This window comes from Streptomyces sp. NBC_01381 (genome assembly GCF_026340305.1).
Lineage (GTDB): Bacteria > Actinomycetota > Actinomycetes > Streptomycetales > Streptomycetaceae > Streptomyces.
On the sequence record NZ_JAPEPI010000002.1, the window covers coordinates 1,607,266 to 1,619,656 of the forward strand.

General features: G+C 70.3%; 6 protein-coding genes. 3 read left to right on the forward strand and 3 right to left on the reverse strand.

What is annotated here, in order from left to right:
* From OG453_RS28900 to OG453_RS28910, 3 genes are all read right to left on the reverse strand, one after another.
* The gene (locus OG453_RS28900; RefSeq protein WP_266871463.1) at positions 1-1,407 is read right to left on the reverse strand and encodes a hypothetical protein; all 1,407 of its coding nucleotides are present in this window, start codon (positions 1,405-1,407) and stop codon (positions 1-3) included.
* 105 nt (positions 1,408-1,512) lie between these two features.
* Positions 1,513-3,042: a UDP-N-acetylglucosamine 1-carboxyvinyltransferase gene (locus OG453_RS28905; RefSeq protein WP_266871465.1), complete on the reverse strand. Its 1,530-nt coding sequence runs from the start codon at positions 3,040-3,042 to the stop codon at positions 1,513-1,515.
* A 176-nt stretch (positions 3,043-3,218) separates the two neighbouring features.
* Positions 3,219-5,117 carry an amidohydrolase gene (locus tag OG453_RS28910; protein ID WP_266871466.1) on the reverse strand — a complete coding sequence of 633 codons (1,899 nt, stop codon included), beginning with the start codon at positions 5,115-5,117 and terminating at the stop codon, positions 3,219-3,221.
* Positions 5,118-5,220: 103 nt separating this feature from the next.
* On the opposite strand from OG453_RS28910, the gene OG453_RS28915 reads away from it, so the two are divergent.
* The 3 genes from OG453_RS28915 to OG453_RS28925 all read left to right on the forward strand — a co-directional run bounded on the left by OG453_RS28915 (position 5,221) and on the right by OG453_RS28925 (position 12,361).
* The gene (locus OG453_RS28915; protein ID WP_266871467.1) at positions 5,221-6,204 is read left to right on the forward strand and encodes a LacI family DNA-binding transcriptional regulator; all 984 of its coding nucleotides are present in this window, start codon (positions 5,221-5,223) and stop codon (positions 6,202-6,204) included.
* 148 nt (positions 6,205-6,352) lie between these two features.
* Complete coding sequence (acnA, locus tag OG453_RS28920) at positions 6,353-9,070, forward strand: aconitate hydratase AcnA (RefSeq protein WP_323178680.1); 2,718 nt, start codon at positions 6,353-6,355, stop codon at positions 9,068-9,070.
* A 99-nt stretch (positions 9,071-9,169) separates the two neighbouring features.
* Positions 9,170-12,361 (forward strand): NACHT domain-containing NTPase, encoded by a 3,192-nt coding sequence (locus tag OG453_RS28925; RefSeq protein ID WP_266871469.1) that lies wholly within the window; start codon positions 9,170-9,172, stop codon positions 12,359-12,361.
* Positions 12,362-12,391 lie beyond the last annotated feature (30 nt).

A 12,391-nucleotide genomic window follows, 5' to 3' on the forward strand; every position in this document is an offset into this window, starting at 1 on the left:
TCACCCAAGAGTCGGCGCGGGGAAGGACGTCGTCGCGAAAGCCGCCCTGTCCCGCCCCGACGTACCCTCCGTGATCCACCAGTGCGTCGGCTCCTCGCTGTACATCCGGAAGAGCCCGTCCGCGCTCCAGTTCAGGACCAGTTCCTCCTTGCCGTCGGCGTCGAAGTCGGCGGCGGCGTAGGGGCGCGCGTACCGCCACTTCGTGGGGATCTTCTTGCCGTTCGCCCGAGCGGGCCCCACACGGAGCACCTTCGTGCGGTCGCCCTCGCCTTCCATCAGGAGAGCGCCGTCGGCCGTGGCGATGAACAGGCCGTCCTTGCCGTCGCCGTCCGGGTCCGCGGAGGTGTAGTCGTGGGGCCCTTCGTACGGGCTGCGGCTCTTCGGGAGTTTGTACGCGATCGGGGCGCCGCCCTTGCCGGGGTAGACCGCGTACGAGTGGGCCACCTCCGGCTCCTCCACGCCGGCGCCCGGCTCGTCGTTGCGGCTCCCGTCGTCACCGATGGCCAGATCGCGGGCGCCGTCACCGTCGTAGTCGCCGAACGCCACCGAGTTGCCCTCGCGCAGCTCGACGGGGGTGCGGGAGAGACCGCTTCCGTTGCGCGCCGGGTAGAGGACCCCGGCCGACTGCTCGCCGTCGTCGCCCTCGTGGACCAGGAGACCGGTGGCGCGCGGCTTGCCCGACGGGACGATGTCGTCCGCGGCGAGCCAACTCCCCTTGCCGGGCCGGGAGTCGGAGCGGGCCGGGGCACCGGAGCGGGTGAAGGGGCCGTACAGCAGGGTCACGGACCCGTTCTGCTGGAGCGCCGCGATGTCGTGGTGCCCGTCCCCGTCGAAGTCGCCCCGCACCGGCCGTGTCAGACCGCTGCCGGAGAGACCGCCCGGTATCTGGATCCGGGTCGGCTTCGCAGCGGCCTTCGGCCCGCTCGGGCCGCCCCAGTCCACGGTCGGCTGCTCCTGCCGCATGGTCGCGCCGGGATCGTCGGACACGTCGTCCGGCACGTCGTCGGTGGTCGTGGAGACGAAGTCGGGATAGCCGTCACCGTCCAGGTCGACGGTGGTGACGTAGCCCGGGGCATAGCGGTACACGGCGTGTGTCGACGGGTCGAGCCCCTTGGCGGAGCCGAAGACGACACCGGTCCGCGGCTCTCCGTTCTTGTCGCGCGACGGCACCGGCAGGAGCAGATCGCGATGCCCGTCCCCGTTGATGTCGTCCGGGTCCTTGGAGCCCTTGCCGCCGGACGGCGGCGGGCCGCCCGCGGACGGAGTCGACACGGGATTGCCGTCCCGGGAGGCCGACGGCGACTTGTCCGCCGTCGCGGACCCGTCGCCGCACCCCGCCCCGAAGAGGGCGAGTGCGGCGCAGACGACGAGGGCGCGAGTGCCGGGGATGGTGCTGCGGTCTGTCATGCGCCCACCCCAGCACCGCGCCCACGCCCGACTCCAGGCACGGCTGCTGATCGTTGCCCAGTCGTAGCGGGGCAACGATCAGCAGGACAACCAGAAGGCCCGCCCCTAGATGTCCCGGAACGTCTCGATCTGGGCGCCGACCGAGTTGAGCCGCTCGGCCAGCTCCTCGTACCCGCGATTGATCACGTACACATTGCGCAGGACGGACGTGCCCTCGGCCGCCATCATCGCGAGCAGCACGACCACGGCGGGCCGCAGCGCCGGCGGGCACATCATCTCGGCGGCGCGCCAGCGGGTCGGGCCCTCCACCAACACGCGGTGCGGGTCGAGGAGTTGGAGGCGCCCGCCGAGGCGGTTGAGGTCGGTCAGATAGATCGCGCGGTTGTCGTAGACCCAGTCGTGGATCAGCGTCTTGCCCTGCGCCGCCGCCGCGATGGCCGCGAAGAAGGGGACGTTGTCGATGTTGAGGCCGGGGAACGGCATCGGGTGGATCTTGTCGATCGGCGCCTCCAGCTTGGAGGGGCGGACCGTGAGGTCGATCAGGCGCGTACGGCCGTTGTCGGCGAAGTACTCCGCCGTGCGGTCGTGGTCGAGCCCCATCTCCTCCAGGACCGCGAGCTCGATCTCCAGGAACTCGATCGGGACGCGGTTGACCGTCAGTTCGGACTCCGTGACGACCGCGGCGGCGAGCAGGCTCATCGCCTCGACCGGGTCCTCGGAGGGGGAGTAGTCGACATCCACGTCGATGTTCGGCACGCCGTGCACGGTGAGCGTCGTGCTGCCGATGCCCTCGACCTGCACGCCGAGCGCCTCCAGGAAGAAGCACAGGTCCTGGACCATGTAGTTCGACGAGGCGTTGCGGATGACGGTCGTGCCCGCGCTGCGTGCCGCGGCGAGCAGCGCGTTCTCGGTCACGGTGTCGCCGCGCTCGGTCAGCACGATCGGGCGGTCGGGGGTGACGTCGCGCGCGACCTGCGCGTGGTAGAGCCCTTCGGTCGCCGCGATGTCGAGCCCGAAGCGGCGCAGCGCGATCATGTGCGGCTCGATCGTGCGGGTGCCGAGGTCGCAACCGCCCGCGTACGGCAGCTGGAAGTGGTCCATGCGGTGCAGGAGCGGACCCAGGAACATGATGATCGAGCGGGTCCGGATCGCGGCCTCGGCGTCGATCGCCTCCATGTCGAGCTGCGCGGGCGGCACGATCTCCAGGTCGACGCCGTCGTTGATCCAGCGGGTGCGTACGCCGATGGAGCCGAGGACCTCGAGGAGACGGTAGACCTCCTCGATGCGCGCGACCCGGCGAAGGACCGTGCGGCCCTTGTTGAGGAGCGACGCGCAGAGCAGCGCCACGCAGGCGTTCTTGCTCGTCTTGACGTCGATGGAGCCGGAGAGCCGGCGCCCGCCGACCACGCGCAGGTGCATCGGCCCCGCGTAACCGAGCGACACGATCTCGCTGTCGAGCGCCTCGCTGATCCGGGCGATCATCTCAAGGCTGATGTTCTGGTTGCCCCGCTCGATGCGGTTCACGGCGCTCTGACTTGTGCTGAGCGCCTCGGCGAGCTGCGACTGTGTCCAGCCCCGGTGCTGCCGGGCGTCACGGATGAGCTTGCCGATGCGTACGAGGTAATCGTCTGCCATGCGGGCAGGTTATCTCAGATATGAGATGGTGCACGCGCTGGGGTAGGCCATACGGGAAACGGCTGATTGGGTACGGAAGTTCCCCGTCTCGTACGCCCTTCGCGTGTCGTCCCCGTATGGCCATGTCCTACGCCTTTGTCCTACGCCTTTGTGCTACGCCCTTTCCGGCACGCGCGTCAGCCGCAGCCGCACGAACCGTGCCGCCCGCCGTGCACCGCGGCCTGCGCGTCCGGCCTCGGACCCGCCGCCGCCCGCGTCACCCGGGCGGCGGCAGCGCGCCCGGCCGACGATTCGGCATCGTGCACCACTGTGCCCCCGGTCAACGTCAGGCGCACCTCGGTGGAGCTGATATCGGCCACCGGACACCGCGTCACATCCCGGTCGAGCAGCACCAGATCGGCCGACTTGCCCTGCTCGACGGTTCCGGTGAGGTGGTCCATGCGGAGTTGGCGCGCGGTGCCGAGCGTGTGCATGAGCAGGGACGACGTACGGCTGATGCCTTCCTCCTCGCGGTAGAGGTCCCCATCGCCCTCGCCTTCGGCGCCGTACCGGTCGACGGCCGTCCGCACCTGGTTCCACACCTGGAGCGGATCGACCGGCCAGTCCGAGCCGCCGGCGAGCCGCGCCCCGGCCCGCTCCAGGCTGCGCGCCGGATACTGCCAACGGTGGCGCTCGGCACCGATGTAGGGCAGGAGCGCCTCCATGGTCCAGGTGCTCGGCGATGCCCACTGCAGCTGCAGGCAGGGGATGACGCCGAGCTTGGCGAAGCGGGGCAGGTCGGCGGGGTCGACGACCTGGAGGTGGGCGGTGGTGTTGCGGACGTCACGGATCCCCGTCTTGCGCAGGGCGTACGCGTATCCGTCGAGGGAGGTGCGCACGGCGCGGTCGCCGATGGCGTGCGCGTGCATCTGCCAGCCGTCCTTGTTGAAGGCGGCGGTCAGCCGGCCGTAATCGGCGCCGGACACATACAGTTCACCGCGGTTGTCGGTCGGCTTCCCGTCCTTGTCCGTATAGGGCTCCAGCATCGCGGCCGTCTGCGCCGGGTACTCGATGACCCCGTCGAGGAACACCTTGACCGTGCCGAACCGCAGTCCGCGTACGCCGCCGAAGTCGTCCCGCAGCTTGCGGGCGAACGCCAGGGCCGCCGCCGGGTCCTTGGCCAGGTCCGAGTCGATCCGCAGCGCCGGGACGATGCGCTGCGGCAACGCGCCGCGCTCGGAGAGCGCCTGATAGAGGCTCAACTCGTTCTCGCCGACGACCGCTTCCATGAAGGTGGTGATCCCGGACGCGGCGGCCTCGGCGAAGGTCTTCTTCGCGGCGGCGATGAGCTGCTCGCGGTCCGGCGCGGGGATGTGCCGGGTCACCAGCGGCTGCGCGTCGTCCTTGAGCACGCCGCTGGGCTTGCCGTCCTTGTCCTTGACGATCTTTCCGCCGGGCGGCTCCGGAGTGGCGGCCGTGATCCCCGCGATGTCGAGGGCCCGCTGATTGGCCCAGACGTTGTGCCCGTCGCCGCCGACCAGGGCGATGGGCCGGCGGGTCGGCAGGGCGTCGAGCATCGAGTGGTGCGGCGCGGTGCCGTGCGGAAGCAGGCCCACCGGGTTCCAGTCCTCCACCACGAGCCACCCGTCCGGCTCCTGGTCGGCGGAGTCCTTCAGAAACCCGGTGAGGGTCTTCTGCAGCTCGTCGACGGTCTGCTCGGCCCCGGCGAGCGAGGGCTTCAGGGAGCGGTCGGCGGCGCCCGTCGGGTGCGCGTGCCCGTCGTGGATCCCGCTCATCAGGGTGCCGCCACGCCCGTCCACCACCTGGGTGTCCCGCCCGATGAACCGCTTGAGGGCGCCATCGCTCCCGACGGCGAGAATCTTCCCGTCCCGCCCGACGGCGACGGCCTGCGCGCGGGCGTGACCCCGGGTTCCGCTGAAGACACGGGAGTTGTGCACGACGAGCGCGGCGGAGCGGCGTGGTGCGGCGGCGGGTGCTGCTTCGGCGGGCGCCCCCACGGCGGCGAGCAGCCCGGCGGCCCCTGCGGAGGCGAGGAGGCCGCGGCGGGAGAGGGGAGAGAACTGCGGAGACGTCATAGGGCACTCCGGGGTGATCGGGTGGCTTGGCGGGAGCGAGACTCCGCGAGTAACGCGTTAACCAGAACCCCCCGCCCACGACCGATTCCGTAGGATCCCCGGCGTGCACAGGCCAACCCTCGCCGACATAGCCCGCGCAGCCGAGGTGTCGACTGCGACGGTCTCGCACGCCCTGAACGGCACGGGCCGCCTGAGCGAGTCCACCCGCCGCCGGGTACGGCAGACCGCCACGGCCCTCGGCTACAGCGGGGCCGCGACGCCCCGCACACGGACCATCGGCGTGGCCGTCACCACGTATCGGAAAGCCTGGAACTACACCGAAGTCGCCTACTTCTCCCGAGCCGTCGCGGCGGCGACCACCGCGGCCCACGCCCGCGGCTACGCCCTCACCACCCTCCCGGCGGACCGTGTCACGGAGGACACCTGGCACGGCATCGCCGTGGACGGAATGCTCGTGATGGACAGCACCCCGGGCGACCCCATGGTCCGCGCCCTGCGCGCCCGCGGCATCCCGCTCGTCTTCGACGGCGCCCCCGGCGACCCGCACCCCACGGACCGCTGGGTCGACAACGACCACGTGGCCACCACCCACGAGGTCCTCGACCACCTCACCGCGGCCGGCGCCCGCCGTATCGCCCTGCAGTCCGGCAGCGGCGGTGAGCACTACGCGCGCGTGGTGACCGAGACGTACGAGGCGTGGTGCGCCCGGCGCTCACTGCCCCCGCTGGTGGTTCCCTTCGATGAGTACGACGATGAAGGTCATGCCTTCGACGAGGTGCTCGGACGGATCGACGCCGTCCATGCCGTCTACGACCCCGGCGGCCGCCAGCTCCTCGCCGTGGCGGCCCGGCACGGCCTGCGGGTCCCGGACGATCTGCTGCTCGTGTGCGCGAGCGAGGATCCGGGGTACGCGGAGACCGAGCCGCCCGTCACGACGGTGACCCTCGACCCGGAACGCACGGCACGCACGGCCGTGTCCCTGCTCGTCGACCTGATCGAAGGAGGGCAGGCCGAAGCGCCCGGCCAGGTGCTTGTCCCGGCAGGTCTGAGACCCCGCGCCTCGTCGCGGCGCAGGGTGATGTACTAGAGTTATCTCGACATCGAGATATCTGCCGAGGCGCACCATAAGCCGCCCCCCGGTAAGGGTTACCTAACTAAGCCTTACCTTAGCGGATCGACGAGGAGTCGTGGCGGCAGGATGTGACGGAACGCGCACATATATGAAGGAGACTGTCGTGTCGGCGAACAGCTTCGACGCCCGCAGCACGCTGCGCGTGGGCGACGAGTCGTACGAGATCTTCAAGCTGGACAAGGTCGAGGGCTCCGCGCGCCTCCCTTACAGCCTGAAGGTGCTGCTGGAGAACCTGCTCCGCACCGAGGACGGCGCGAACATCACCGCCGACCACATCCGCGCGCTCGGCAACTGGGACTCCCAGGCGCAGCCGTCGCAGGAGATCCAGTTCACGCCGGCCCGCGTGATCATGCAGGACTTCACCGGCGTGCCCTGCGTCGTGGACCTCGCCACCATGCGTGAGGCCGTGAAGGAGCTCGGCGGCGACCCGGCGAAGATCAACCCGCTGGCCCCGGCCGAGCTGGTCATCGACCACTCCGTGATCGCCGACAAGTTCGGCACGGCGGAGGCCTTCGGCCAGAACGTCGAGCTGGAGTACGGCCGCAACAAGGAGCGCTACCAGTTCCTGCGCTGGGGCCAGACCGCCTTCGACGAGTTCAAGGTCGTCCCCCCGGGCACCGGCATCGTCCACCAGGTCAACATCGAGAAGCTGGCCCGTACGGTCATGGTCCGGGGTGGCCAGGCCTACCCCGACACCCTGGTCGGCACCGACTCGCACACCACGATGGTCAACGGCCTCGGCGTCCTCGGCTGGGGCGTCGGCGGCATCGAGGCCGAGGCCGCGATGCTCGGCCAGCCGGTCTCCATGCTCATCCCGCGCGTCGTCGGCTTCAAGCTGACCGGCGAGCTGCCGGCCGGCACCACCGCCACCGACCTCGTCCTCACGATCACCGAGATGCTGCGCAAGCACGGCGTCGTCGGCAAGTTCGTCGAGTTCTACGGCGAGGGTGTGGCGGCCACGAGCCTCGCCAACCGCGCCACCATCGGCAACATGTCGCCGGAGTTCGGCTCCACCGCCGCGATCTTCCCGATCGACGACGAGACGCTGAAGTACCTGCGCCTGACCGGCCGTGACGAGCAGCAGGTCGCGCTCGTCGAGTCGTACGCCAAGGAGCAGGGCCTCTGGCTCGACCCGGCCGCCGAGCCCGACTTCTCCGAGAAGCTCGAGCTGGACCTCTCGACGGTCGTCCCGTCGATCGCCGGTCCCAAGCGCCCGCAGGACCGCATCGTCCTCGCCAACGCCGCCCAGCAGTTCGCGGTCGACGTGCGCAACTACGTCGCGGACGACGACGAGGCGGGCAAGGAGTCCTTCCCGGCCTCCGACTCCCCGGCGAACCACCCCAACGGCGCCCCGTCGAAGCCGGTCACCGTCACGGCCCCCGACGGCTCGACGTACGAGATCGACCACGGCGCCGTCACGGTCGCCGCGATCACCTCCTGCACCAACACCTCGAACCCGTACGTGATGGTCGCCGCCGCGCTCGTCGCGAAGAAGGCCGTCGAGAAGGGCCTGACCCGCAAGCCGTGGGTCAAGACGACCCTCGCCCCGGGTTCCAAGGTCGTCACCGACTACTTCGACAAGTCGGGCCTGACCCCGTACCTGGACAAGGTCGGCTTCAACCTCGTCGGCTACGGCTGCACCACCTGCATCGGCAACTCGGGCCCGCTGCCCGAGGAGGTCTCGAAGGCCGTCAACGACCACGACCTGGCCGTGACGTCCGTCCTCTCCGGCAACCGGAACTTCGAGGGCCGCATCAACCCCGACGTCAAGATGAACTACCTGGCGTCCCCGCCGCTGGTCGTCGCGTACGCCATCGCCGGTTCGATGAAGGTGGACATCACCAAGGACGCCCTCGGCGTCGACCAGGACGGCAAGCCCGTCTACCTGAAGGACATCTGGCCCTCCGAGGCCGAGGTGAACGACGTCGTCGCCAACTCCATCGGCGAGGACATGTTCAACAAGTCCTACCAGGACGTCTTCGCGGGCGACGCCCAGTGGCAGGCGCTCTCGATCCCGACCGGCAACACCTTCGAGTGGGACGGCGAGTCGACCTACGTCCGCAAGCCCCCGTACTTCGAGGGCATGGGCATGGAGCCGGCCCCGGTCCAGGACATCTCCGGCGCCCGCGTGCTCGCCAAGCTGGGCGACTCGGTCACCACCGACCACATCTCCCCGGCCGGTGCGATCAAGGCCGACACCCCGGCCGGCAAGTACCTGTCGGAGCACGGCGTCGAGCGCCGCGACTTCAACTCGTACGGTTCCCGTCGCGGCAACCACGAGATCATGATCCGCGGCACGTTCGCCAACATCCGCCTGCGCAACCAGATCGCGCCGGGCACCGAGGGCGGCTTCACGCGTGACTTCACGCAGGCCGACGCGCCGGTCTCGTTCATCTACGACGCCTCGCAGAACTACCAGGCCGCCGGCATCCCGCTGGTCATCCTGGGCGGCAAGGAGTACGGCTCAGGATCGTCGCGCGACTGGGCCGCCAAGGGCACCAGCCTGCTCGGCGTGAAGGCCGTCATCACCGAGTCGTACGAGCGCATCCACCGCTCGAACCTCATCGGCATGGGCGTCGTCCCGCTGCAGTTCCCGGAGGGCCAGTCCGCCGACTCCCTCGGCCTGACCGGCGAGGAGACCTTCTCCATCGCGGGCCTCACCGAGCTGAACGACGGCTCCACGCCTCGGACGGTCAAGGTCACCACCGACACCGGCGTGGAGTTCGACGCGGTCGTCCGCATCGACACCCCCGGCGAGGCGGACTACTACCGCAACGGCGGCATCCTGCAGTACGTGCTGCGTTCGCTGATCCGCAAGTAGGTCTCGCCCCAGGGCAGTTGGGCCCGCACTTCCCTTGCCGGGGGGTGCGGGCCCTACGCTTTGTGTGCCAGGGAACGCGCGGCGGCGACGGGGGTTGCAGTGGACGCTGGAGCAGTGGGCATCAAGGTCGCGTCCTCGGTCGTGGTGCCGTTGCTGAAGCGGTTGCTGCTGCCGCCGCCCAAGGCGCCGGGAGCCGAGTACACCGAACGGCCCGTACGGATCAAGGGGTTGCTGTCCTTCGCGGGCGACCACCCCGCGCTCAGCAAGGACGACATGCACCGGCTCGCCCGGGAGCTGGTGCGCCGGGCGGTACGGGCCGCCGGGCCGCACGAGCGGCCGATCGCGGACGACGAGCACGACGCCGTCGGGCAGGCCCTGACCCGTACCCTCTTCGCCCTCGGCGAGCTCGACATGGACGACGTGCAGGTCTTCGTGCTCGGGCCCGAAGAACTGGCCAGGGAACTGTCCCGCAAGGCCGGGCCCGACACGCGCAGGCTGCTCACCCGCGACGCGGCGCTCTTCCACGACGTACTCCTGCGGACGGCCTGCGTGCACCTCGTGCGGTTCTTCACCCAGCGGCCCGGATTCGCGGCCCGGGCCCAACTCGAGGAGTTCCACGAACTGCGGCGCCAGCGCGACCAGTTGGAGGTCATTCTGCGCCGCGTATCGGGCGACGACTGGATGGCGGCGGACGCCCGCTTCGAGGAGAAATATGCCGCCTACGTCATTGAGCGGCACGGCAGCCTCACCCTCTACGGAGTCGATCTGCGCGACCCCGGCGGCCAGGAGTGGCCCCTGGAGAGCGCCTACTTGAGCCTGCGGGCCGTCGCGACGGCCGCCGTGGACGACGAACCCGACGCGGCCCGCGAGGGAAGGGCGGCGGAACTCGAAGAGAGCGTCGAGACCGTCCTCGTCGGTCACGGGCGCGTCCTGCTGCAAGGGCTCGCCGGTACGGGCAAGACGACGCTCGTCCAGTGGCTGGCCCTGACCACCGCGCGGCAGGAGACGGTGCCGGGGCATCTGCCGCAGCTCCTGGGGCGCGTTCCCTTCGTCCTCCCGCTGCGCACCCTGGTCCGCGAGGGCACCGAACTGCCGCTGCCCGACGACTTCCTGCGCCGGATGGGCTGCCCGCTGGTGGGCACCGAACCCGACGGCTGGACGGCGCGCGTGCTGCAGAACGGCCGCGGGGTCCTGCTCATCGACGGCCTCGACGAGATTCCCGAGGCCGACCGCACACGCACCAGGGACTGGCTGCGCCGGCTCCTCGCCGCCTTCTCCGGCAACCTGTGGCTCGCCACCACCCGCCCCTCCGCGCTCGCCCCCGGCTGGCTGGAGCGCGAGGGCTTCCACGAGTTCACCCTGAACGCGCTGCGCCCCGACGATCTGTGGCGCTTCATCCAGCGGTGGCACACGGCGGCCGAAGCGCCTGAAGGAACGGACGACGAGCTGATCCAATCCCTGCGCACACACCCGGAATTGAGCAGGCTCGCCACCAACCCGCTGATGTGCAGCTTGATCTGCGCCCTGCACAGGGAGCGCAACGGCTTTCTGCCCGAGGGGCGGTCCGCCCTCTACAAAGCGGCCCTGTCCATGCTGCTTGAACGGCGCGACAAGGAGCGCGGCGTGCCCCCCGAGCTCAGCGAGGAGGCCGCCGCCGAACCCCTCAAACGCCTCGCGTACTGGCTCATCCGCAACGAACGCACCCAGATCGAACGTACGGACGCCGTGGAGCTGCTCCGCAGGCTTCAACCCCAGGTGCCGAGCCTCCAGCGGATGGGAGACCCCGAGCACGCCTTGCGGTATCTCCTCGTACGCACCGGACTGCTGCGTGAACCCGCCTCGGGTGCCGTGGATTTCGTCCACCGCACCTTTCAGGATTATCTCGGCGCCAAGGCGGTGCTCGAAGAGCGGGACTTCGGCATTCTGGTGAAGAACGCCCATGCCGAAGAGTGGGAGGACGTGGTGCAGATGGCCGTGGCGCAGAGCGATCACAACGGACGCGCCGATCTGCTCATGCGGCTCAACGACCGCGGCAACCGCGAGAAGGACGCGACGGTACAGGCCAGACTGCGGCTGCTCGCCCTCGCCTCGCTGGAGCAGGCCACCCGTCTCGACCCCGTCGTGCGGCGGACCATCGAGACCGAGGCGGCGCGCATGCTGCCGCCGCGCAGCCTGCGCCAGGCCAGGGTCCTCGCGCGCACGGGGCCGCTGCTGCTCGGCCTGCTGCCCAGGGCGGGGAAACTGAAGGGCGACGAGGAGCTGGCGACCGTCCACGCGATCTGCCAGATCGGCGGTGACGCCGCCATCCCGCGTCTGACGGAGTTCCTCGGCACCCGACAGCCCGTGGTGCGGGCCCAACTCCTCGGACACTGGGACCGGTTCGACACCGGTGTCTACGCCAAGGAGATCATCCGGCCGCTCCTGACCGCGGATCCGTCGCAGCCCGTCACCGTGCGCTCGGGTGCCGAGCTCGACGCCCTCGCGACCCTGCCCGGATGCGAACGCGTCGGCATTCACGGCGACTTCGCCCCGACGGCCATCCGCGCGGCGCTGGACCCCCGGCGCCTGCGCGAGCTGCGGCTGCGCGGCGCGCTCCAGCTGGACGACCTCGGTCTGCTCGCGGACTTCCCGGCACTGGAGAGCCTCACCCTGCAGGGTTGCCGCAACCTCAGGGAGCCCGCGCCGCTCACCCGGCTGCCCCAGCTGCACACCCTCGTACTGGAAGACCTCCCGCAGTTCGAACCGCTGGCGAAGCTGGCCCAGTGCCCGCGCCTCAGCGCCCTGCACTTGGGGCTACAAGTGCCCTGGCGCGGGCTCGCCGATCTGTCACGCCTCGGGGATCTGCGGGTCCTCGCGCTGCCGATGGGTACGGTCGAGCTGTCGGAGATCGCGCACTTCCAGGCGCTGGAGGAGCTGCGCCTGCACGAAGCGGGCGACCGGCTACTGCCGGACGGCTGGGGCGCCCTGCTCGCCCAGCTGCCCGCGCTGCGCACGGTGACCCTCTCGCCCGAGCAGCTGAGCACGCTGCTCTTCGACCCGAAGGCGCAGGTCTCGCAGGTCACGCATCTCTATGTGTACGCCAAGCCGGGCGCACCCGTCTCGCTGCGGCGTATCGCCCGGAGGCTGCCGGGACTTGTGGAGATCCATCTCACCCAGGGCACCGACATCGATCTCTCTCATCTGGCCGGCCTGTCCGGGCTGCGACGGGTCAGGCTCGCCTACCCGGGAGAGGTCCGTGCGGCGGCGAACGTCCCCGACCGGGTCGACCTCGAGATCTACCCACAGCCCTGACGGAAAGGGGGTAAGTTCCACTGTTCTACA

Coding starts and splice junctions, on each gene's coding strand:
- OG453_RS28900 (WP_266871463.1), bottom strand. CDS start 1,407: ATGACAGACCGCAGCACCATCCCCGGCACTCGCGCCCTCGTCGTCTGC.
- OG453_RS28905 (WP_266871465.1), bottom strand. CDS start 3,042: ATGGCAGACGATTACCTCGTACGCATCGGCAAGCTCATCCGTGACGCC.
- OG453_RS28910 (WP_266871466.1), bottom strand. CDS start 5,117: ATGACGTCTCCGCAGTTCTCTCCCCTCTCCCGCCGCGGCCTCCTCGCC.